Origin of the sequence: Mesorhizobium sp. C268A (genome assembly GCF_040324475.1) — a bacterium.
Lineage (GTDB): Bacteria > Pseudomonadota > Alphaproteobacteria > Rhizobiales > Rhizobiaceae > Mesorhizobium.
The window spans coordinates 5,203,780-5,227,494 of the sequence record NZ_JAMYVX010000001.1 but is presented as its reverse complement, the minus strand read 5'-3'; the positions used below and the strand labels follow the sequence as shown (position 1 = coordinate 5,227,494).

Below are 23,715 nucleotides of genomic sequence, written 5' to 3'. Positions count from 1 at the left end.
AAACCATTCGCAGATTTCTCGCAGTATGTGGAAATTCAAGTTGAAGCAGCAACTTCATCAGATTTGATTTGCGTCAGTAGCAATGGGTTGGGTGGAAGCGATGACACTGATTGAAACGCGAAACGATGCGCTTGCAGGCAGGCAATACATTGTATTGAACGATACCCGCCACGAAAGGCCGATAAGCCTTGTGGACCGACCGGACGCAAGGGTCGGCGGATCTCGACGACGCAGCCTGGAATCCATCACCGGCATGCTTGATCGTATGGGTTGCGGCTATCTCGTCCTGGACCGAGACAAGAAAGTAATAGAATGGAACGCTGCCGCTCGGGACACCCTCGCACGCCAGGGCGAAGCAACTGATACAGCCGTCGAGCTTGCTGCCGGGTTGAGGCGGCTGGTCGCGAATGTTCCGGTCCACCTCCAGCCGGGCTCACTCTCATGGGTAGTGATCCACAGCAGAGGCGACAGGCCGGTGACCATGAACGAGACGGGGGTCGTTACACCGGACGGGACAACCGTCGTCGCATTGCTGGACCGGGATAACAAATCGGCGGCCAACCCTCGCACGTTGCAAAGGATGTTCGGTTTGACCAGCGCGGAAACGCAGTTGGCGCTACGCCTGGCCCATGGCGACGCGCCCCTGGAGATCGCCCGCAGCTGGCATCTCAGTCGCACGACTATCCGCTCTCAGCTCGCCTCGCTGTTCGCCAAGACCGACACGAGGCGTCAGGCGGAACTAGTGGCTCTTTTGGGGCGCATTTCGGTTTTGCCATGAGAAATCGACTGCTGTCTGCATCCGCTTTGATTCAGACAGCGGCGGCCCGCATTGAGCGCGCTGTCGCGTAGATCACAAGGCCGGCGGCGCCATTTCCGATCGTTCAAGGCGCTGCCGAGATAGCGCAGAACGCGGAACCTGGAAACGGGAGTGACTTGCCATGGCCGAAGCAGATTCGAAGGTCAACAAGCTGGCGGATATCGTTCACGCGCTGCAGGATGGTGCTGCGTCGAACCTTACGCACACGGGGCCGATCATCGTCACGGGCGCCGCTGGGTTCATCGGATTTCATGTTGCGTCACGCCTTTTGCGGCTCGGCGCCGAGGTCATCGGCGTCGACAACTTCACGCCTTACTACGACCTGAAGCTGAAGGAGGCGCGATTTACACGGCTCTGCGCCGAGCCGAGGTTCACGCCGATGCGCTTCGACCTGGCGGACCGGTCGCTGGTGAAAGCGCTGTTCTGCGAATTCCAGCCATCGCACTTTGTGCATCTGGCCGCCCAGGCCGGGGTGCGTCATTCGCTCGTCGACCCGCATGCCTATGTGGAGTCAAACATTGTCGCATTTCTCAACGTTCTGGAGGGCTGCCGACACGCCGGCGTCAGCCATCTCGTTTATGCCTCGTCGAGCTCCGTATATGGCGCCAATCGACGCATACCCTTCTCCGAACATCATGGTGCCAATCATCCGGTGAGCTTCTACGCCGCCACCAAGGCCGCCAACGAATGCATGGCGCATTCCTACAGCCATCTGTTCGGCTTGCCCGTAACCGGATTGCGCTTCTTCACCGTCTATGGTCCCTGGGGCAGGCCCGACATGGCAGTATACACGTTCACCCATGCCATCGCCGAGGGCCGAACGATCGAAATCGCCAATGCCGGGCGCGTATGGCGGGATTTCACCTATATCGACGACATCGTAGAGGGGGTTGTTCGCGTGCTCGCCAAACCACCGTGTCAGGATCCCGGTTGGGACGGTCGCGCTGCCGATCCTGCCACCAGTTCGGCGCCATATAGGCTCTACAATATCGGCAATGATCGGCCGGAAGAAATCAACCATCTGATCGCGCTCATCGAGACGGCCCTTGGTCGCCGCGCCGTTCGCGTCAACGTACCTTTACCGCCAGGTGACGTCCTGGAAACCCGCGCCGATGTCAGGGACCTGCGCCGCGCCGTTGGCTTCGCACCGGCGACAACACTGGAGGACGGCGTGCAACGTTTCGTGGAATGGTATCGGGAATTCCATGCACGCCCTGTCGGACAGGTGCGACCAGCTGGCCTTCCGGCAACGGCATAGTGAGCACAACGCCGCCGTTTCCCAGGTGTGGCAGGGTCGCGGCTCGCCTTCAATCTGTCTTGGGATACGCCGGCACTGGAAGGGACCCAAGCTGCCGTCCTGTGCCGTGCCCGACCCCCAAAAGGCGCCGCGCATAGCGGGTGAGCGGCTTCTCGAACAGACGGTGGGTGATAAATGCCACGCCCAGGGTTATCGCCAAGGCCGAACCGATGAAAGCCCACGGGCCGAGCACAAAGATCAAGCCTGTACGCCAGAAAATTATGCGCATGGCGCGGATCACGAATGGATGCATGAGGTAAAGAGCGTATGACGCATCGCCAACGCCAGCGGCCCACCTCGCCGCCAGGCTGTCATGCCTCAGTTTACCCGGCGGTGCCAGGGCAGCACTCCAAACTATTAGAGACGCCGGAATGCCATACACGACAGGGCGACCAAGGCCGGCCGAGATATCGGGAAACGCCGCCGCAAGCATCAGGGCACCCAGTCCCGTTGCGGCGACACAGGCCCTGATTGGGCCGGAAGGCCGCAGGCCCGAGGCGCAAATGACCCCGATCATCGCGCCGAAAGCAAATTCGAGGATGATCGGATTGGTCCAGAAACCCCAGGGCTCTGGCAAAGGAGCCGCAAGAGCGCCCGAGAGCACCATCCCAACCAGGATCGTGAGCAGGACCGTAACTGCCCACCGCATGGGCAGCACGATCGTCGCCGTGAACAACACGTAAAACAGCATCTCATAATTGAGCGTCCAACCCAACTCGTAGACCGGCTGAACGACGCCGTCAGGGCGACTTGCCGGAACGAATAAATAGGATTCGACTACAAACCTGAAATCGACGTAGCTCTGGTTGAGAAAATTTGGGGCGGCCACCGCTACCGCAATGTAGAGCGAGGTGAGCGCCCAATATAGCGGGACAATTCGCGCGATCCGGCGGGAAATGAAGAGACGCGCGCCCCCGGGCTTTGCGAACAGCTGTCGCGACGTATGCACCATGATAAGGCCGGAAATCACGAAGAAAATATCGACTCCAGCGCTCCATGGTATCGGATTCCAGCTTTGAAAGGTGCGGCCGGCCTGTAATTCCAGGGTGGCCGCATCATGCTGGGCGTGTCGCAGCGCGACCGAACTAGCCGCGAGGGCGCGCAGGACCTGAACTTGGGTGAGGGTTTCGCGTTGGCTGCGCTCGACAGGCGTCGATCTCTCCGAGCGACGGCGCACTGCAGGCGCCGAGGCGCTCGCCATTCGGGCTTGTTCCATGGATGCTCCGCAGATTGTGAGCACACCCTGGGGCGCCTCCGAAACTGATGCATCCTTCAAATGACGGACACAGCCCGCGAAGTATCGGCTGCCCGCGCGGGTGTCCGGAACAGAGATACGCCGAAGCGTCTGTGCAGCCCTATGGCCTTTGTGCGATCCGGGCTTCGTGACTTCCTGCCCGAACGACGGCAATCACCGTAGCCAAAACAGTGCTCTCATTTGCTCGCCCTCAAGAACCAATGCCATTGACGGGCATCGACCGCGCTCGGCCTGATCGACAGCAAGGCAAAAACCAAGCCTGGCATGATTTTCAGTCGCTTGCGGATATAGACGGCCATGGCAATGCTCCAGATGCTCAGTGCAAGTGCGACACCCACCGCAGCGCCAAGCAGGCCGTACACCGCAACTCCGGCTGCACAGGCAATGATATTGGCCACAGCACCCGCTATCATCGTCGTTGCCGCAGCCCATTCATTTCCAGTCATGGTCAGGAGATTCTGTTGGGGCCCGCACAGCGCGACAAAGACATATCCCAAAATCAGAACCCGTGCGATCGGCGCTCCCGCGCTATAACCCTCACCGAAATAGCTCAAGAACGGCTCGACGATCACCATCATCGGGACGGCCACCAGGATGGCACCGCCAGCAGAAAGCAGGGTTGCGCGCGCGAACAGCTGTTGTAGGCCTCTGCGATCGCCTCTGACGTAGAGATCGGCTGCTGTTGGCGAAAACATGGTTGCCACGGCGATACGGGACAGGCCCACGAGCATCGCGACATTCAAGGCCAGCGCGAAAATACCCGCTTCAGCAATATGGCTTGTCCAGCCCAAAACCAGGACTCCTGCCCGACTGACGAAAACATCGAGCCCGGTGATGAGCATGAGCGGGGGGACGGCAAGCCACCATTCCCTCGAGGCATAACTTGGCTTGGCGTGTCCCAGGCCGGGTGGTTCAAACCTCCTCGCGATGATGAACACCAGGGCCGCTGTGAAAGCGGAACTCACAAGCACCGCCAGCGTCACCGAGGGCGCATCCACTGTTCGAAATCCCGACAATGCCAGGAGGGCTACCAACACGAGCAGGAGCCCGTCTCGCATGATGCGCTCCGGCAACAACGCCGAGACAACGCCGCCGAAAGCACGCACAAGCGTGGCTCCGAGAGCATAGGCGGTAACCAAGGGCACAGCCATCATGCCGAGCACGATGCTTGTCTCAAGCCCTCTTTCCGTTGGATCTGAAAGGAACAGGACTGACGCAGCGCCGATCATCCCGAACAAGGTTGCCGCTATCAGCGATCTCTGCAGCGCAAATCTTATCACCCCGCGGGCCAGATCAAGCCTGCCACTGGCCCTATAGGCCGGGAGGAAACGCAACAATGATACATTAAAGCCAAGCGTTGCAAGATAGGCGAGCACTGACGTCCAAGCCTGAACGTAGGAATAGATGCCGTAGTTGTGAGGTCCGATAAGGCGTGCAATTGCCAACTGGGCAAGACTGGTCAAACCAGCGCCACCAATATAGATCAACAAGGCGAAGATGCTTGCCCAAGCGAGCCGCGATCCCATGTCCTTGTTGCGCGGCGGTGTGGTTGCTGAACCAGTTGTTACGTCTGCGCGATGAGATGGCAACTCAATTTGCTTTTCGCCGACCGCCCTATCGAAGCGCGACAATGCAGAAAGTATTTGTCTCTCAATCCGACAAATACTTTTAAAGGTCGATGGACCATCGGTGTATTCGACGGAGATGATTTCCCGGCCAGATGTTGTCAGGAGGTCATGCATCGCTTCAAAAACGGCGAACGAGCGCATGTTCACGTTCAAGTCGGCCTCGAAAATCCGTTCCGCCGGCGGCTCAAGCTCCATCCGCCTACGAAGGCGACTTTCCACGACCGCAGCTGGCACCAAGAGCCTGACGGTGAGATCGGCCGCCGGTGCGAGGCTGAGCGCCTTTTCCAGCGTTCTGGGGTTGGTGCTCCCATTGAACATCGCAAGCGAACCAATCGCTTGAACATATCCTTGATCGAAAATCGTAATTTCGGGCGATTGCTCCGCAGACTTCCAGCAACGCGAAAGGTGCAGGATGTATCGCCAGATTCGCGCGCGCCATATTCGGTTTTTTGGCGGTATCATCCTCACCATTGCAAAGGAATTGGAAATATCATCGGCTCGCCCTGCCGAAAAAAGCAATATTCTGGCTGTTGAAAATATCGCCGATACGATCCGTGATATGAACAGAAAGATTCCGAGATCATATTTGGCGGCCCTGGTGCTTGGCTTGTAGCTGAGGGCGACCTTGGCGTGATAGCCTTTCCCGCGCAGCTGCTGCGCAAGCGCATGTGCGAAGGTTGTTTTGCCGGATCCTGGAGGTCCGAAAAATTCAATGATCATCGTGTAGCTGGCTCGATTTAGGGACGCGATCGCTCCCTGGAGCTTCTGTTGAAGATCGCGGACGCATCTTCAAACCCTCTCCAACAGAAGATCGGCGTTGTCTCCGAGCCTGTAGCCGGCTAGCCTCTTCAGGTTCACCCGGGTGAGCACACTCCCTACTGGAACGGTGGCGGATCCGCCGGCCCCTATTGCATCCAGAGCACCACGGGCAATGCTGCGCCTCGTCCTTGCCCAGCGAACGGCAAAAAGCACCGAATCGGCCCAGCGCTTGAGCAGCCTGGTTTCAGGCCCCCCGAGGCCCAGGGGACCGTTCATGATGACCACGTCGTAGGCCGAACGCAGCTCCTCGGTGAACTGGCATTTGTCGACGGTGGACAGAAGGGTCAGGAGATCATCGGAAGGTGCTGGAGCGGCCATGAGGTCGATACCGATTTCCGGCATCCTCGTGATTGCATCCTTCAGCACGCAACGTTCATTCACATAGTCGCCGAAGGAGTTCCGGGCCTTGTCGGTGCTGAATTCACCACGAAACCCGTTCGTGAGCCGCACATCCTTGCGATCGAGATCGAGGAAAAGCACTCTTCCTCCCAGCCGCGTTGCCGCCAGCGCCAGGCTCCATGCCAACTCGGTCTTGGCATCGTCCTGGATGCTGGATGTCACGAGAATGATATGCGGCGGCTGTCCCTTTCCCTGAGTTGGCGCCGCAGTGACGAGCAGCGAAGTCACGGCGCGGCTGAACGGCAAGTTCTGCTGGCTCAGAACCAGATGCCGCAGCTTTCTGGCGTTAAGTCCCGCAACCCTGGGAAGCAGTCCTACGCACGGGACCCCAAGCTCGGCCTCGGCTTCGGCTTCACTGCGCAAGGTTTGGTTGAAACCGTTGCGGACCAGGACAATGACCGCCCCCATGAGACCAAAGACGACCATGCCGGGAGGAATCAGGAAAATTGGCGACAATGTCGTGGGGGCCGACGGCGGCCAGGCGGTCGAAAGGACCGCTACGCCTGGCGAAGGAGCGGCGATGCGACGTGTCAAGTCCTGCTGCCGGCTCAGGAGTTCGTTGTAATGCTGCGTCACGATGGCTACCCTAGGCTCAAGGGAACGCAGCCCCGAAAGTTGGCTCGCCGTGTCGGCCACGGCCGCGTCGAGCATCGCCTTGCGACTTTCAAGAGCCGTAGCCTGGGACCGGTAGACATTTGCCTCGGCAGCGATTCGGGCGACGCTTTGCTCCATTTCGCGGGCGATCGCGTTGCGCAGATCGCCGTCGGCGGCGGCACCCGACTGGCGTGTCACCAGGTCCGTCAACACGGGCGACCCGATTTCTTCAGCGATGGCCGTGACCGGGGCGCCCGCCTTGCGCAGGTCCTCAATACGGCGAAGGCGCGCTTCCGACGCGGAAAGACTGGCTCTCGATAGGAATATCTGCCGGCCGAGTTCCGCTGTCTCACTGGCTGCGTTGTTGGCCGCAGTCTGATCGACGGCGCCATGCGTGAGCCGGTATGTCTCCAGCCGATCTGTCGCTTCGACAAGATCCCTTTGTACTTGCGGAAGGCTGGCGACTATCGAATCTAGATGAACCTGATCCGATGCCCGGCTTTTTTGTACCAGATCTTGAATGTAGACCTGGGCAAACGTGTTCGCGACAAGTGCCGCACGCGCCGGACTTGGATCGGTGAAGCCGATGGTGATGACGCGCGATCGCAACTCTTGTCCGACCCTCATTCCGTTGCGTAGCGCCTTCAGCTCGGGCGCGTCCGCTGCGTCCGGATTTTCCGCCACCGTGTTATCCTGTCTCCAGGCCCTGTTCAGGAGATCGATGAGGAACGAGCCAGCCGCGGGCGGGACGGCATTGACGACGGTCTTTCCGTTACCGTCGACTGGTTGGGCTTTGCGCAGTGCTGCCAGGACCCGACGCAGGTGGCCTTGCGAGGAGAGCATCGTCAGATGATCATCGATGTTCGATTCCAGCGAGTCCTGGGCGGATGCCACGCCGCCCGAAGCACTGCTGCTCGGGGCATCGATAATGACCTGGGTCGTTGCCTCGAACAGCACCGGGCGGGTGAAGCCTGCCAGTCCGGCCAGGATGCCGCCCAGAAGGGCCATGGCAAGCAAGAACCATTTTCGCGTCGTCAGGATGATGACGAGCTGGTGGAAGGGTGACGATTGCGTTGGCTCGCGTGGCGGCCGCATCAAGCGCAGATTGGTTTCAAGTGTCCCAACTTCCATCTGCTTGGCGCGCGGACGCCGGGCGCGGTTGGCTATGGAACCTTCCATCTCAATCCCCTGTCAGTTCGATATGGTAAGAAGGGTGCGTGGCGACCGTCGATGGCCGCATGGCTTCGTTGCGCCACGCCTGAAACATGAGCACCGGCCACAGGTCGCGGAAATTATCTTGGCTTCCATGCAGATGATTGCGCCAGCATGCGTCGACCTTCTCACGGTCGATGACCCCGTCCCCGGAGCGGCCGATCGTGGCAATGATATCGGTTGCCCAGCCGCGCAAGGGCCCTTTCAACCAAGTCCCGACCGGAACGTCGAAACCTTGCTTGGGCCGGTCGACCAGTCGGCGTGGTACATAACGATCAAGCAGTCGTCGAAGCAACCATTTGCCCTTCCCGTTTCGGACTTTGGCACGGGCTGGCAACCGCCAGGCGAATTCAACGACGCGATGGTCCAGGATCGGGCATCGCCCCTCAAGGCTGTTGGCCATGGTGGCTCGATCGAGCTTCACCAAAATGTCGCCCGGTAGATAGCCTGTCATGTCGGCGAATAGGAGACGCGAGAGCAGGCCGTCGAGCTTTGTGGTGTCGGTAGGTGCTGTCGACGGCTTGCGATGAACAAGGTCGTTGGCTGAAGATTTTGTCAGTTGCAGAAAGAGTTCGTCCTCATCTCGCGCCGCGAGCAGGCGGGCAAGGCGAGCCAGGCGGTCACCGCGCAAGCCATGCCGCATATTCGCCGAAAGCGGCAGATTGCCGAAGATATCTTTCTGAGAGGCCTGGGCCAGCAACCCAGCCCCCGATGCCAACAGCCGGCGAAATGACAATGGCAGCTCATGCTGCTTTGTGAGGCGGGTTGCCAGGAAGTGTCGAGAATAGCCTGCGAAGCACTCGTCGCCACCATCGCCTGAAAGCGCCACGGTTACGTGTTGCCGCGCGAGGCGCGACACCAGCAGCGTCGGTATCTGCGATTCATCGGCAAACGGCTCGTCCCAAATCCGGGGCAGCTCCGGAACGACCTCAAGCGCGGCGGCCGGCGAGAGATGAAGTTCCGTATGATCGGTGCCCAGATGCCGAGCAACCGCGGCCGCATGGGGAGCTTCATCAAACCCACCTTCGCCGAACGCTATGGTGAACGTACGAACGGGGCTTCGGGACTGTGCCTGCATCAGGGCGACGACAGTCGAGCTGTCGATTCCGCCCGACAGAAAGGCGCCCAGCGGCACATCTGCAATCATTCGTTGCTTGACGGCCAGGCGGAGCAGGCTGTCGAGCTCGGTCGCGAGGTCCTCGTCGCTGGCGGCTATCGGATCGCGCTGTCCCTTGCTGGCGACATCGGCCAGCGACCACCAAGGGTGAATGCGATGCGCAAGCGAACCGGTGCCGCGGGCGTCGGCGAATTGCGCCGCAGTGACCGACAGGATTGAACCAGGCGGCAGCTTGAACACGCCTTGCCAAATGCAACGGTCATCCGGCACCCAGCCGTTGGAAACCATCGTCGTCGCCGCATCGACATCGAGTTCCGGGGTGAACCCTGGGAAGCAAGTGATCGCCTTCAACTCCGAGGCGAAGACAAGCGCGTCACGTGTCAAGGCGACATAGAGTGGCTTCTTGCCCATTCGGTCGCGGGCAAGCTGAAGCGTTCGGTTCTTCAGGTCCCACAGCCCGAAAGCAAACATGCCAGCGAAGCGCGCGAGGGCTGCATCAAGGCCCCAGCTTTCGATCGCGCACAGCATGACCTCCGTGTCGCTGGCGCCGCGGAAATGATGGCCCGCCCCTTCCAGTTCACGGCGCAGATCGCGAAAATTGTATATCTCGCCATTGAAGGTGATGACATACCGACCGCTCGCGGAGAGCATTGGCTGGCGACCCGCTTCGGACAGGTCGACGATGGCCAGTCGCCGGTGGCCGAAGGCTACCCCCCCTTCACGGCTCACCCAGAAGGCCTCACCGTCAGGTCCGCGATGACGAAGCGCCGTCGCCATCGGTCCGATGGCCCTGAGCGCACTTGCGTTGGCTGCATCGGGCGCCAACAAAATTCCGGCGATCCCGCACATTCTAGCATCTCCTCTGGCGAACAATCGCGGGGATCGCTTCCGGCGTCCCAGCGGCAAGGCAGAGGGTCAGACAGAACCACACGATCGGATGGCGGATGACCAAATGCGGAGCACTGAAAACGGCGATCGATGCCACGAGCGCCACCAGAGCGTCCAGCTTCGCCCGCCAGGCGGACAACGCAGCCGAGCCGAAGATCCACATCAGGGCTAGAACCGAAATCAGGCCGCCCTGAGTGTAGAGATCCAGGATGGTGCTGTGCGCCTCGAAGGGCCGCGGCAAAAACTGTTGATTGACCACGGGCGGACTATCTAGATGCGGGCCCGGACCCAGTCCAAGCGATCCCGATCGTGCCCCCTTCTCCAAGGCTGCATTCCAGAGGTAGAGGCGAAGCGCCGCGGTTTGGGCAGTCGCTTCCCCGCCCTTGTCTTTGGTCAGGCTCTTGGCGAAGTCTTCGGCGCTGGAAGCCTCGCTGAGGGCATAGGGCGCTATAGACAGGGCCAGCGGCAGGAAGCCAACGGCCATCAGGACGGCAAGCTGCCTTGAAAGGCTCGCCTTATTGCCGTCGCTCGCCAGCCAGGCCCGGACCCGCAGCCCGAGAAGGATCAGACAAGCCAGGACCGTGGTATAAAGGTAGGTATCGCTTTTTGTCAGCCTTCCGACGTAAACGGTGAATATGAGGCTGCATAGGGCAAGGCATCTTCCCCATTTATTGCTGGTGGTTGTGGCAAGATGCAAGGCCAGTGGACCGAGTAGGGCGCAGTAGAGCGCAAGCTGGTTCGGATTGTCGGACCACCCGCAGAAGCGGTCCCAGTACCAGGGTTCGACCCCAGCCTGATGGAGCCAGCCGAAACCAAGCCCTACCTGAATGATGAAGCCCGCATTCGCGACAGCAACCATCCACCAGGCGATACGACGCAAACGGAAAGACGCGTTGGGCTCCGCAGCGGCCAGACAGGTGACGCACGCCAACAGCACATAGGCCAGCGTGTCGTGCAACAACGGATCCAGGAACAACGTGGTTGTCAGAAAACCGATGATGTAACCCACGCCCATGGCAAGCGCCAGGATCAGCCAGAAAAGCCCAAGCTTAGCCAGTGCCGGCGTAACCTCCAGTTGGCCGCCAGCAAGGATTCGCGTCATCGACAGCATTATCCAGAGCGTGAGGCACAGTTCGCTGTAGCCGAAGGGCAGCCCTGGGATGCTGAGTTGCGCCGCGTAGGACATCGCGACGCCGAAGGCCAGAAGCGCATCACGCATCATTGCCGCGCCTCGCCCAGTCGATGGGGGCTCGGCACCGCCTCTTCCCTCGGATTCGCCTGCGCAGCTTGAACAAGCCTGCTGCGATATCTGCCACCCAGGATTGTCTTGTACAGGTCGCAATACTGGTCGATGACCCACGACAACGAGAACCGCTCCCGCACGAATCCGACGGAACGGCTCCCCATGGTCTTGCCACGGGCGGGGTCGGAAAGAATATCGACTATCCGCGAGGCCAAGCCATCCGCATCGCGCGGCGCCACGAGATAGCCGTTCCAGCCATCCTCAACCACATCGTTGCAGCCCGGCATGTTGGAGGCGACGATCGGTAATCCGGACAATCCCGCCTCCAGCAGGACACGCGGAATTCCCTCGCGATATTGCGTCGGAAACGCAAACAGATCCGCCATCCCCAGGAGGGCTGGAATGTCGCGCCTTGGCCCCAATGCGACAACGTGGGGAACATGGCGCTCGATATCGGCTCTGCTGACGGCAAACGGACCTTCGGAGTCTTGCGGGCCGACAAGTACGAAACGCGCGTTGGGCCTCTCGCGGATAACGCGAGGAACCGCCTCGATGAGGGTTGGAATCCCCTTCTGCCGCGTGAGCCGACCGACAAATATTATGACCTGGGCCGATTGTAGGCCAAGTTCCTCGCGCATCGTGGCAGCCGAAGGACCACGATACCTTGCCATCGAGAATGCATCGGGGTCGATGCCAGAACTCCGGATCAGTCGCCCTTTGCCGCGAGCCACCAGCCGGTAGCGCTCGAAGAAGGCCTGATCATCACTATTCTGGAAGACGGTCATGGCTGTCCAACGAGACGCCACCCCCTGAAGGCCGCAAAAGAAAGGACGCAATGCCAGGGCCCGCGGCTCCCGCGACGAGAATGTCCAACCAAGCCCGTTGATGGTGCGAACGACGGGAACGTGCCCGCGCACCGCCAGTGGAGTTAGGATATTGGGCTTGGTGTCGAAACTTTGAATGATGTCCGGACGCAGTTCGGACATCAGTTCACGGATCGCGCTGACAGCACCCCATTCTGCACCGCCGCTGCCAAAGCGGTCGAACCCAAATCGGCGATGGGCAATGCCATGGGGTGAGAAGGCGGCTCCGAGATCACTCGAAACGGCAGTGACTTGAAAACCCCTTTCGCGAAGCGCCAAAAGAAACGGGATTCTTAGTCTATGATCCTCGCCGCCAACGCAAACCAGATGCGGACTCATCCTGTCGCTCCTGGATGCGATCCCAATCTCGTTAAACAGCTGACCCTATCCGCGGTTTCCATGGCCGGTTTCATCGCCCCTGAACACACAACAGCCAGTCCCACGCTAGGAGCAGGCTTTCGTGCTGTCCTCGTCTGTTTGCATGAAGCAAGCTGATCAACGATGCGGCAATGCAGCCACAATCGCTGTCGCCTCGGTCAGTGCGTTGGATCATCCGGTCTGACGGTGCAATGACGGCACCTTCGCGTACGACACGGCGGGCCGGATATAAAAAAGGGCTGTGTTCGAAAGGTCCGCGCGCCGCGTTCAAAGCAACTTCCGCCCGCCTTCTCACGCCGGATCAACATCGCGCCCAGATGGTGTGATGACTCGCACCGCCAGTTCTCCCGAGCGCTTCGTCTGGAACAGGCTTTCACCCGGTGTCTGGATATGGTCGGACCACCAGCCGCCTCTTCCCGCGGATGGGCGACCGCGTTGCCATGCTCGCCGTCATTCGGACCGGCACGCCCGCCTTTCCGTTGAACCCGGTGGGATCCAGTTCAGTGCCTCTCCGCAATTGCCAGCGGCGCGCGCCTCGCATGACCTTGTGGAGTACTGCCTTGCTCATTTTGGCGCCGAGGCTTTTCACGAGGAGCATTGAGCGGCTGCAATGGGAGGGCTTCGCCAGGACGCGATTCCTTTGCGGTCTGAGCTCGAAGAAGTCCTGCGGGAGCGCGCATTTGGGCGGTGGCTCAACCGAAGCGTGCATTGGCCGATTACCGCCACTGCAAACGCACAAGGCGCTCCGGCAGACGTCGCTGCAATGCTTTCGTTGCAGGCTTGAGCACCCCATACTTGGATCATCTACATACCTCTGAGGCAAGCGTAGCATCGAGGCTGTTGTGTTTTTCGGACGCTGATCAAAGATTCTATCAAGGGGCGCCGGTATTTGATTTGTCGCTAATGGATCCTTTCCCTAGGCAGGTGTGGGGCGCCTACCGAATCGGACGAAGGGTATGTCAATGACAACACTCCATTACGCCTCGGGCGGGTCGGCCTCCGAGGTCGCGAAAGCCGGATTCAATCTTGTTGATGTATCTTCCTTGGACCAGCTCAACGCCTTGCCGGCCGGCCAGAAAGGCCTGGTGTGGCTCAATGAAGCCGATGGTGCAACCTCCTCCTTTATCCAGAAGGTCACGCCCTTCATCGGCAATCCGAAAGTGTTTGGCTTCTTCCTAGTCGATGAGCCGGACCCGACCGGCAAATGGGGAACTTATGCCACCGCCGCTGATCTGAAGGCGGAGTCAGACTGGATCCACAGCCACCTGCCCGGCGCCAAGACCTTCATAACCATGATGAACATGGGGTCTTCCGCTAACCCCGACTTTTCAAACACATTCAATCCTGCCAACACGCATATCGACTATTACGGCTTGGATCCCTACCCGGTACGGACCGGAACAAGCACGATTGATTACAACATGATCGACAGGACTGTGGCGGCGGCCGTCGCCTCGGGCATCCCGCTCAGTCAGGTCGTTCCCGTGTATCAGACCTTCGGCGGCGGCGACTGGACGACCGACACGGGCGGTCGCTATGTCCTGCCCAGCGTTGCTCAGGAAAAGACCATGTTGGACCACTGGGCCAAGGTAGCGCCTTCGCCGGCCTTCGACTATGCCTATGCTTGGGGTTCTCAACAGGGCGACACGGCGCTTGAGAGCTCGCCGACGCTGCAGGCTCTGTTCCTTCAACACAACCAGAGCACCGCAAGCGGTCCTTCGGCCAGCGAACCGACGCCGCCGCCTACCAGCACAGTGCCTCCGCCCACAAGTGTCCCTCCGACCAGCACCGGCGATCACATTTTCTACGGCACGGGTAGCGCGGATGTGCTTCGCGGCACCGCTGGCGCGGACACGATGATGGGCCGCGGCTACAACGACACCTACTATGTCAACAACGCCGGCGACAAGGTGGTGGAACTGCGGCACAGCGGCAACGATAGCGTGCTGGCATCGGTCAGCTACGCGCTGTCGGCCGGCTCGCAGGTCGAGCATCTTGCGACCACCAGCAAATTGGGAACTGCCGCCATCAAGCTCACGGGAAACGAATTCGCCCAAACCATTGATGGCAATTCCGGGAGCAACACTATCAACGGCGGTGGCGGGAGAGACGTTCTGACGGGACATGGCGGCAACGACGTCTTTGTCTTCGATTCGGCTCTCAAGGTCGGCAATATCGACAAGGTCACCGATTTCAAAGTGGGCCACGACAAGATCCAACTCGACCACACCGTGTTTGCCGGCCTGCATACAGGCGCCCTTCCCCCTTCGGCGTTTTACGCCGGCAGGGCCGCGCACGACAGCGGCGATCACATCGTCTATAACAGCACGACCGGCGCGCTTTCCTTTGACAGCGACGGCTCGGGCGGCGCACATCAGATCCAATTTGCCACTCTATCGCCACACTTGGCTCTGACGGCGTCCTCGTTCATCGTGACGTGACCGCGGGAACGTCAGCCTGAGCAAGATGGTCTGACGTTCTTGAATATGGCTGACGGAACCAAGAAGCCCCGCCGAGCTTGTACTTGGTATGAGCGCGCGCGGCATCGAATTCCTGCAGAAATGGGTAGAGGATAAGATCCCACTCTACACCAAGGCCGATCCGGCTCTTGCGGCGAAACTTGCGGACCAAGCAACGGCGGATGCCATCAGAGCGGGAATCCGCCCCGAGGAAATCTCTGAGGAAGTCGGAAGCATGTTGACGACCATGCTCGAAGTGCTCGATCAGCACGATTCGACATGATTGCGCGCTTGGCGGCAGATGCTGCCCGGCTTGGCGCCAAATGCATAAATGTGTCATGGATCATAGGTCATGGGCCAGCCTAGGCAGCATGACCAACATGCTCTCCCAGAACGCGCGCGACGACCCCGTCCACGTCGTGAGGTTCAGCACCATTGACTTGTATCAACGGCCATCGGTCCTGGCGCAGGCACTCGCCGACCTCTCTTGAGATTTCGGCCTGCCTTAATCCTTTGTCCACGCCAAGTTCGAACAGCATAACCTCGAGGAGCGGTTGCTGCGCATGCCTATCCACAAGACGGCGGCGTAACGTTTCCTGGGGCGCGTCGAGTTGCACAACGAGATCCGGCCGCGGCAGGAACGCCAGGCACTCGCGGACCGCGTCGAGGCTTGGAGTTCTAGCCAGCACACCCAGCGCACACAAAGCCTGAATCATGCCCTCTTCGAAGATGAAGCAACCGGGCGACTCCCGCGCTTGGCGCCAGGACTGGCACAGTTGGGCGATGTCGACCTTCATTCGCCATGACCACACGCGGCTTCGAAGAGGGATCGATGCCAGAAGCCGGGCCGCGACACTGTCCTTTGGCAAGGTCGACAGCAAGATAGGACCGGATGTGGCAATCTTTTTGCCAATTCTTCCTATGCCATGGCGGATTTCCGGAGCGTCATCCTGAGCCGATCCAGGTTCAATCAGGCGATACCCATTTACTGTCTTCACATTGATGCCGTGTCTCGCCAGCCCTTGGCAGAGGCCGCGAAGCAGCGTGGTTTTACCCGCGCCAGGCGGCCCAAACAACTCGATGATCATATGCTCAAGCGTCTCCGAAACGAGCAGTCATTCCCCTACGGATCAAGCTTAGCCGGATTTCCGATCACACCAACGTTCATTTGAATGATTGTTCCAGTCAGTGAATCTGGGCACCGAGCCCGGATTCTAGCGGAGATGCCGATCGCTCCGTTTGCCTGGGCAAGCCGTCTTGCGCTCGACGGAGCTTGCAAGGAAAAACGACCGGTGCTGGACACAGATGGCAAAACTTCTGAAGGACGCTCGGGAAGCGCTGGCTAGGCAAGATCGAGGCATCATCCGAATGATTGATGAAAAGATCTCCGCGGCGAGCGATGTTCGACCGTCAGCTTGGCGGGGCCCTGAATGTCCTCAGTGTGTTTGCATTCGGAAGTGGCAAATCAAAACCTACAGGTGGATCTGCGACCCACCCGAAAGTGGTCAGTCGTTCCCGAATATGATCTTGACCAAGGGGGGCCAGTCTGGCGCCGTTACCGACAGATGGGTGCCAAATTTGCGGACACTCCAATCTTCGACCACCTTGGAGATGTCGCCAGGCGGTATCCTGACAAGCTCGCAATCAGCGACGGCGCGAACCGCCTGACTTTTTCTGAGCTTTTCCGGGCGGTCGAGACGCTGGCAACTCATATCGCTGCCGTCGTCCCCGAAGGGCAGGCCATCGGCATCCTGCAAGCAAACTCCGCTTGGTATCCTGTGGCGATGTTGGCGACCATGGCGGCGGGACGGCCTTCGGTCCCGCTCAACACAAGAGATCCCGCCTCTCGCATTTTCGATATAGTCAGTGCCGCGGGGCTCGGCGCGATTATAGGCGCCGAAAATGTTCGCCCGGTCGAATTGGCCCAAGAGATCGTCTGGATCGAAATTGCGGCCGCCGTGGCGTCCAACGATCAACACCCAGAACAGCAGCATAAGCCCCCTATGGTTTCGGTCGATGCGCCCGCATTGGTGCTTTACACTTCGGGCAGCACCGGGCGCCCCAAGGGAATCGTCAACAGCCAACGCAGCCTGCTATGGCGGGTCCGGCAATATGTCGATGCGTGCCATATCAGCGCGGATGACGTTTTCCTGCCGCTGACCGGGCCAGCCACGATCGCCGGTTGCCGGGAGATCTTTGCGGCGCTGCTGACGGGCGCCACGTTGCATCTTCTCGAGGTGGAGGCTGTCGGCCTGCGCGCTACGCGCGCTCGATTGCAGTCCGAAGGTGTGACGATCGCCTATCTTGTGCCGGCACTGCTTCGAGCCCTCCTGGCTGAGGCGCCCGCCGACGCTTCCTGGCCGCTCAGAGTGGCCCGAATCGGTGGGGAGAAAGTGTCATGGACGGACATCGCTTTGCTGCGCAAAGCCGTTTCGGACCAGTGTCTGATCCAGATCGGCTACTCATCGACTGAAACCATCGGTTCGCAATGGTTCTTGCCGCCTGACTGGCCCGAGCAAGACGCGTCGGTTCCCGTCGGCAGGCTGCTCCCTGGTATGACATTCGCTATCGTCGACGAAGCGGAGCGCAATGTAGGGCCAGGCGAAAGTGGAGAGCTTCTGATCAAAAGCCGCTATGTCCTGCTTGGTCATTGGGAGAACGGTGTGGTCGTTCCCGCGCAGCCGGACCCCGACGATCCCGAGGCTCGGCTTTTTTCGACCGGGGACCTCGTTCGGCTCGACGATGATGGCATCTTGAGGATCGTCGGCCGCAAAGGGCGCCAGATCAAGATCAATGGTCGACGCATCGAGCCCGCCGAACTCGAACGGGTCTTGCGTTGCGCGCCTTCGGTGGCGGATGCCGTGGTGATGGTAACGGCCGCGCAGGAACTCATCGCCTTCGCGGTTCCCCAGCGCTTCGCAGGCGGCGCTTTTGCAGACGACCTTCGCCAGCTCCTCAGAATGACCTTGCCGGCACCATTGCGTCCCTTGCGATTGCACCCCGTTGACGCAATCCCACGCCTGTCGGGAGGTAAGGTCGATTTGGCAACACTGGCCGAGATAGATCGTTCGCACGGAAGGAGGGCGCGAGTCGCCCGGTCGTCCACTCTCGATGCTCCGCCCGCCGGAGGAGCAAAGGACACACGTCAAATAGTGCAGCACGCGTGGACGCAGGTTCTCAACACAGGCACTGCCACGGGAAACTGGGATGATGCTGGAGGAGATTCGCTGCAGCTGCTGCACTGCGTGATGGCGATCGAAAACGCCATCGGGCAAGAGCTGGGCCTCGAAGCATTCACCGTCGGCATGAGCTTGGACGAGATGGTTGAGGCGGTCGTCTCTGCACGGTCGGGCGAAGGGCGCGAAAAGAAGCACCACCCCCCGGTTCTTTTCCTGTTTCCAGGGTCCGTTGGCTATGGTCCGAGCCTCGCTGCGTTCGCAGCCGCCATGGGGAAAGTCGCCCGTGTAAACCCGATCCGATATCCGAGCCTTGCGGCGATACTGGACGGACACAACACCCTCAGCGCCATGGCTGGCGCCGCACTCGAGCAGATAAGCCGCATCCAACCTGCGGGTTCCGTGCGACTTCTCGGCCATTCTCTGGGTGGCGCGGTTGCATTCGAGGTTGCCGCACGGCTCATGAAGGCCGGGCGAACGGTGCGGTTCCTGGGCATCCTCGACACGAGCCTTCTGGACGAGCCGAGCAACCATTGGGAGACACTTACCCGTACGTTCTATCGTATTCGCACCAACCGCATATCCGCGCATCGGATGGCTTGCAGAGCCCTTGCGAAGATCACCGTCGCCGTGGGCGGCGAAGCGCGTCTGGCCAGGATTCTGGACAGATTTGCCAATGGAGAGTTCAACCCGACGATCTTCAGGACCAAACTGGAACTGCAGGAGGTTTTAAGGGCGAAGTCATTCTTCCAATGGCTTGAGGCACCGAAACCGGCTCTGCCCCTCTCCGGTACCTTGTTCCGATGTCGCAGGGAGGGAATGCCGCGGGCCTTGGGCTGGGACAGCGTCTTGGCACACCTGGACGTCATTTCGATCACGGGCAGCCACATCGACCTTGTCGTCGAACCAAACCTTGCCACCAACCGTCCGCTTATCGAGACGGCCATCGTGCAGACCTACTCCCCCGCCGAATCTCGCAAAAGGGAGGACTTGTCATCGACATAATTCCGGAATTCAGCAAGGACATGCTGACGCTCGATGCCCGCGCGGAGGTCGATCGCATCGTTGACACCTTGCGCACTCAGGTTCTCGGCACCCTGCATCGTCGCGGCGTGGTTGTCGGTCTTTCCGGCGGTATCGACAGCTCCGTCGTCGCGACCTTGTGCATGCGCGCGTTCGGGAAAGACAAGGTCCTGGGACTGTTCATGCCGGAGCGGGATTCTTCCGGCGACTCCCTGAGACTTGGCCGCCGCGTCGCGGCACAGCTTGGCATTGAAAGCGTCCTTGAGGACATAGCACCGGCACTGGAGGCCATTGGGGCCTACCGCCGGCAGATCGATGCGATCCAGACCGTCGTTCCCGACTATGGGGAAGGGTGGAAATGCAAGCTGGTGATCGCGTCGGTTCTGGAGAGCAGCGGGCTCAATATAACCCGCCTCACGGTCCAGGATCCGCAGGGTAAAGTAGATACCGTGCGTCTGCCGCCAGCTGCCTATCTGCAGATCGTTGCTGCGACAAACTACAAGCAGCGCCTGCGCAAGATGACGGAATACTATCACGCCGACCGCCTCAAATACGCGGTTGTCGGCACTCCAAATCGCCTCGAGTACGACCAGGGCTTTTTCGTCAAGCAGGGCGACGGAGCCGCCGACGTGATGCCGATCGTTCACCTTTACAAAACCCAGGTTTATCAACTCGCGGAATATCTCGAGGTGGATGATGAAATCCGGCAGCGGCCACCGACCACCGACACCTTTTCCATGACCCAAAGCCAGGAAGAATTCTATTTCGCGCTGCCCTATCACCTGATGGATCTATGCCTCTACGGCCTGAACCACGGGGTCGCCAGCAATGAGCTCGCGGCGGTTGCTGGCCTCACGGAGCCCCAGCTTCAGAAAGTGTTCAAGGACATCGAAGCGAAACGAAGGGCGGCCCACTATCTTCACGCGCGGCCTTTGCTGTCCGCGGAAGGCGGAGATTGACCGAGCATGTGCGGCATCGCTGGAATCGTGGCGCTGAATGCCACAGCGGCTTCTCCTTCGCGGCAGGCGCTGATGCAGATGATGGGCGCGCTGGCGCATCGCGGCCCCGACGGGCGCGGTCTCTACCGGGACAGACGCGCGGGGCTGGCGCATGTGCGCCTGTCCATCGTCGATCTTTCCAGTGGCCAGCAACCGATGGCGGACACAGGCGATACGACGTGGATCGTGTTCAACGGCGAGATATTCAACTACGTCGAATTGCGTGAAAAACTCACGGCGCTCGGCCACCGCTTCCGAACCCGCAGCGACACGGAGGTCGCGCTACACGCCTATCGTGAGTGGGGAGAAACGGCCTTCGAGCGGATGAACGGCCAATGGGCAATTGCGATCTGGGATTCAGTGGCCAATCGTCTTATATTGTCGCGCGACCGCTTCGGCATTTGCCCGCTGTATTTCAGCGAGCATGCGCACCGGCTTTATTTCGCCAGCGAAGTGAAAGCCATTTTCGCGGCCGATCGAACCATACCTCGCGCCCTTGATCCAGCCGGCATCGATCAGACGTTCACGCTCTGGACGGTCGTTCCGCCGCAAGGAGTTTTCCACGGAATCAACGAACTCGAGCCGGGTCGTGTCCGCATCTATCAGGATGGCACCGTTCGTGAGCGGATTTTTTGGCAGCCTTCCTATCCTGACAATTTCGGATCGCGGCAGGGCGAGTTCCCCGGGTCCTCCAACGACGCGGTGGACCGCGTGTCTAGCGCTCTTGAGGCCGCGACGGCGCTCAGAATGGTGCGCGCCGACGTGCCTGTCGGGTGCTACCTCTCCGGAGGGCTGGACAGTTCGCTTGTGGCCGCGCTCGCGAGGCGCTTCGCGGGCGATCGCTTCCAAACCTTCTCCTTGCGTTTTGCCGACGCCGAATATGACGAGACCCGCTTCCAGCGAATGGTTGCCGAGGCGACCGGCAGTGAGCACCATGAAGTGGTCGTTTCGCGCAGAGATATAGCCGGAATCTTTCCGGAGGTAATCCGACACACCGAACGCCCGATACTGAGGACTGCCCCGGCGCCACTCTTCCTGCTCTCGCGCCTAGTGCGCGAGCGTGGAATCAAGGTCGTGCTGACCGGCGAAGGCGCTGACGAAATGTTCGCCGGCTACGACCTGTTCCGCGAAGGCAAGGTCCGCCGCTTCTGGGGGCGCCACCCGACTTCGACACGACGCTCTCGGCTCCTGGAACGCCTTTACCCCTATCTCACCCGCTCGCCGGTGCAACAGCAGGCGATGGCGCGTCAGTTCTTCGGGCGAAATATTCAGGCTTACGACGCGCCGGGCTTTGCTCATGAAACCCGCTGGCAAACCACCAGGGCCATCAAGCGCTTGTTTACGGCCGATTTGCGGGCTCGAACGCAGGGCCGCGACGCCGTGTCCGAGTTGCTCGCCCGTCTGCCCGCGCAGTTTGCCCGTTGGAGCCCTCTTGCGCAGGACCAGTATCTCGAGGTGCAAACACTGATGTCGGGCTATCTGCTCTCCTCGCAAGGCGACAGGATGCTGATGGCTCACTCCGTCGAGGGGCGCTTCCCGTTCCTGGACGATGAACTTGTGAGGCTCGCGAATTCGCTGCCACCCTCCTTCAAACTCCGCGGCCTCGACGAAAAGCACGTGCTGAAGCGCATGGCGGCACCCATCCTGCCCTCCGAGATCGTAGCCCGCAGGAAGCAGCCCTTCCGTGCGCCCAACGCGCTTTGCTTCGTCGGCGCAGACGCTCCGGATTACGCTCGCGAGGCGGTTTCGCAGAAGGCCCTTCGCGAGGCGAATGTCTTCGATCCAAAGGGGGTCACGCACCTGCTTGCCAAATGCCAGGCCAGAACTGGCGATGGCGACCTGTCCAATGCCGACAACATGGCGCTGGTCGGCGTGTTGTCGACCCAACTTCTTCATCAGCAGTTCGTCGCGGGTTGTCCCAGTGCAACGCTCGAATGCACGCTCAGCGTCGACGTCGACTGCGAACATCGGGAAGAGCGCCTGTATGTTGCATGATGCCGCACCATTGCTGCATGACTACCTCGCCCATTCCGCCGTCCGACACGGAAGTAAGGTGGCGCTGGTGTGCAACAGGCAGCGTGTCACCTACCTCGAACTCGAAACGCGAGCCAACGCGATCGCCCGGGACCTGGCCGCATCCGGAGTCGTTCGCGGTGATCGCGTGATGATCTTCGCCGACAACACCGTCGAGACGGTGGTTAGCTTCTGGGCGGTGCTAAAGGCGAATGCGGTGGTGTGCATCGTCAACCCGCTCACCAAGAGCGACAAGCTCGATTATCTGCTCAACGACTGCCGGCCGACGGCGCTCATCACGGACGGCCATCTGCACGCGATCTTCCGCGAGCCGGCGCGCGGCTGCCCGTCACTTCTGCGGGTGATCGTATCGGGACCGATCGACGACGTCGAACTCGCCCAGCTGCCGTTTGCCGTGCGCTGGGACGCCGCCCTCGCCAATGGCGCGGATACGCCGCCGGCACGGCAGTGCATCGATGTTGATCTGGCAGCCATCATCTACACGTCCGGGTCGACGGGCGAACCCAAGGGCGTGATGCTGACGCACAGAAACATGATGGCCGCGTGCGCGTCTGTCGCTTCCTACCTGGCGATTGCCGAGGACGAGGTGATCCTCAATGTCCTACCCCTCGCCTTCGATTATGGACTGTACCAGATGATCATGGCTTTTCGTACCGGCGCCCGGCTGGTGCTCGAACGCTCGTTCGCTTTCCCGGCACAGATCCTCGGGTTGATCAGGCAGGAGGGAGTTACGGGCTTTCCCGGCGTGCCCACAATCTTTGCCGCACTCTCCGAACTCAGGTCCCTCAAAGACCAGGATTTCTCGAGCATCCGCTACGTCACAAACACTGCGGCAGCCCTACCCCTCAAGCATATTTTCATGCTTCGCGAGCTGTTTTCGGGTGCACGCATCTATTCGATGTACGGTCTCACCGAATGCAAACGTTGCACCTATTTGCCGCCAGAGGACCTCGAGCGAAAGCCATTGAGCGTAGGGATCGCAATCCCGAATACGGAGATGTGGATCGTTGACGAGCATGACAGGCGGATAGGCCCAGGCGTTGTCGGCCAACTCGTCATTCGCGGCGCAACGGTGATGAACGGGTATTGGGGCAAGCCCGAGGCAACGGCCAGGAAACTCAAACCCGGCCCGCTGCCCGGCGAGCAGGTCCTATACACCGGCGACTACTGCCGGATGGATACGGAGGGTTACCTCTACTTCGTTGGCCGTGGGGATGAGATCATAAAGTCGCGAGGCGAGAAGGTGGCGCCAAGGGAAGTGGAAAATGTACTGATGGACATTCCAGGAGTCCGAGAAGCGGCTGTCATAGGTGTTCCCGACGAGCTCCTCGGGCAAGCGGTGAAAGCTTTTGTGGTGATGGAGCATGGAAGAGCCATTGGCGAAAGGGAACTGCAGAAGGAGTGCCAGAAGCGTCTGGAAAACTTCATGGTCCCGAAATCCATCGTCGTTGTGGCGAACCTGCCGATGACGGACACGGGAAAACTCAAGAAAACGGCGCTGTCATGATACGGGGC

At 60.3% G+C, this 23,715-nt stretch carries 15 protein-coding genes; 8 read left to right on the top strand and 7 right to left on the bottom strand.

Translation table 11 applies throughout. The features are described from left to right. The first annotated feature begins 100 nt into the window (after window positions 1-100). Together NKL06_RS25540 and NKL06_RS25535 are read left to right on the top strand one after the other, a co-directional pair. On the top strand, window positions 101-778 hold the full coding sequence (locus NKL06_RS25540; protein WP_023689781.1) for a helix-turn-helix transcriptional regulator: 678 nt from the start codon (window positions 101-103) through the stop codon (window positions 776-778). Window positions 779-938: 160 nt separating this feature from the next. Further along, the gene (locus tag NKL06_RS25535; protein WP_081725364.1) at window positions 939-2,075 is read left to right on the top strand and encodes an NAD-dependent epimerase/dehydratase family protein; all 1,137 of its coding nucleotides are present in this window, start codon (window positions 939-941) and stop codon (window positions 2,073-2,075) included. Window positions 2,076-2,124: 49 nt separating this feature from the next. On the opposite strand, the gene NKL06_RS25530 is transcribed toward NKL06_RS25535, so the two are convergent. The 6 genes from NKL06_RS25530 to NKL06_RS25505 all read right to left on the bottom strand — a co-directional run bounded on the left by NKL06_RS25530 (window position 2,125) and on the right by NKL06_RS25505 (window position 12,471). After that, window positions 2,125-3,330 (bottom strand): acyltransferase family protein, encoded by a 1,206-nt coding sequence (locus NKL06_RS25530; protein ID WP_023691493.1) that lies wholly within the window; start codon window positions 3,328-3,330, stop codon window positions 2,125-2,127. A gap of 215 nt (window positions 3,331-3,545) precedes the next feature. Next, on the bottom strand, window positions 3,546-5,717 hold the full coding sequence (locus NKL06_RS25525) for a polysaccharide biosynthesis C-terminal domain-containing protein (RefSeq protein WP_031207915.1): 2,172 nt from the start codon (window positions 5,715-5,717) through the stop codon (window positions 3,546-3,548). A 69-nt stretch (window positions 5,718-5,786) separates the two neighbouring features. Beyond that, window positions 5,787-7,988, bottom strand: a complete 2,202-nt coding sequence (locus NKL06_RS25520) for a GumC family protein (protein WP_023691496.1) — start codon at window positions 7,986-7,988, stop codon at window positions 5,787-5,789. Between the two features lies 1 nt (window position 7,989). After that, window positions 7,990-9,987 (bottom strand): asparagine synthase (glutamine-hydrolyzing), encoded by a 1,998-nt coding sequence (gene asnB, locus NKL06_RS25515; RefSeq protein ID WP_023691497.1) that lies wholly within the window; start codon window positions 9,985-9,987, stop codon window positions 7,990-7,992. Between the two features lies 1 nt (window position 9,988). Then, window positions 9,989-11,245 (bottom strand): O-antigen ligase family protein, encoded by a 1,257-nt coding sequence (locus NKL06_RS25510; RefSeq protein ID WP_245267072.1) that lies wholly within the window; start codon window positions 11,243-11,245, stop codon window positions 9,989-9,991. Further along, a complete protein-coding gene (locus tag NKL06_RS25505) occupies window positions 11,245-12,471 on the bottom strand; it encodes a glycosyltransferase family 4 protein (protein ID WP_023670892.1) in 1,227 nt (408 codons plus the stop codon). The genes NKL06_RS25510 and NKL06_RS25505 overlap by 1 nt, the downstream gene beginning before the upstream one ends. A 1,001-nt stretch (window positions 12,472-13,472) precedes the next feature. Between NKL06_RS25505 and NKL06_RS25500 the strand changes: the two genes are divergently transcribed. After that, a complete protein-coding gene (locus tag NKL06_RS25500; protein ID WP_023670890.1) occupies window positions 13,473-14,951 on the top strand; it encodes a M10 family metallopeptidase C-terminal domain-containing protein in 1,479 nt (492 codons plus the stop codon). Between the two features lie 88 nt (window positions 14,952-15,039). Continuing rightward, window positions 15,040-15,252 carry a DUF768 domain-containing protein gene (locus tag NKL06_RS25495; RefSeq protein WP_023670889.1) on the top strand — a complete coding sequence of 71 codons (213 nt, stop codon included), beginning with the start codon at window positions 15,040-15,042 and terminating at the stop codon, window positions 15,250-15,252. Between the two features lie 79 nt (window positions 15,253-15,331). Here the strand turns inward: NKL06_RS25495 and NKL06_RS25490 are convergent, their stop codons facing one another. Beyond that, entirely contained in the window at window positions 15,332-16,057 is a 726-nt protein-coding gene (locus tag NKL06_RS25490) for an AAA family ATPase (RefSeq protein ID WP_023670888.1), read from the bottom strand. Window positions 16,058-16,399: 342 nt separating this feature from the next. Between NKL06_RS25490 and NKL06_RS25485 the strand changes: the two genes are divergently transcribed. The 4 genes from NKL06_RS25485 to NKL06_RS25470 are packed head-to-tail and all read left to right on the top strand — an operon-like array spanning window position 16,400 to window position 23,707. Continuing rightward, the gene (locus NKL06_RS25485; RefSeq protein ID WP_023691500.1) at window positions 16,400-19,150 is read left to right on the top strand and encodes a non-ribosomal peptide synthetase; all 2,751 of its coding nucleotides are present in this window, start codon (window positions 16,400-16,402) and stop codon (window positions 19,148-19,150) included. Further along, window positions 19,147-20,127 carry an NAD(+) synthase gene (nadE, locus tag NKL06_RS25480; protein WP_280790677.1) on the top strand — a complete coding sequence of 327 codons (981 nt, stop codon included), beginning with the start codon at window positions 19,147-19,149 and terminating at the stop codon, window positions 20,125-20,127. The genes NKL06_RS25485 and nadE overlap by 4 nt, the downstream gene beginning before the upstream one ends. Window positions 20,128-20,133: 6 nt before the next feature. Next, window positions 20,134-22,161, top strand: a complete 2,028-nt coding sequence (gene asnB / locus NKL06_RS25475; RefSeq protein ID WP_023691501.1) for an asparagine synthase (glutamine-hydrolyzing) — start codon at window positions 20,134-20,136, stop codon at window positions 22,159-22,161. Then, window positions 22,151-23,707, top strand: coding sequence for a class I adenylate-forming enzyme family protein (locus NKL06_RS25470; protein WP_031207913.1), 1,557 nt, complete (start codon window positions 22,151-22,153; stop codon window positions 23,705-23,707). Before asnB (NKL06_RS25475) ends, NKL06_RS25470 begins: the two co-directional genes overlap by 11 nt. The last annotated feature ends 8 nt before the right edge of the window (window positions 23,708-23,715 follow it).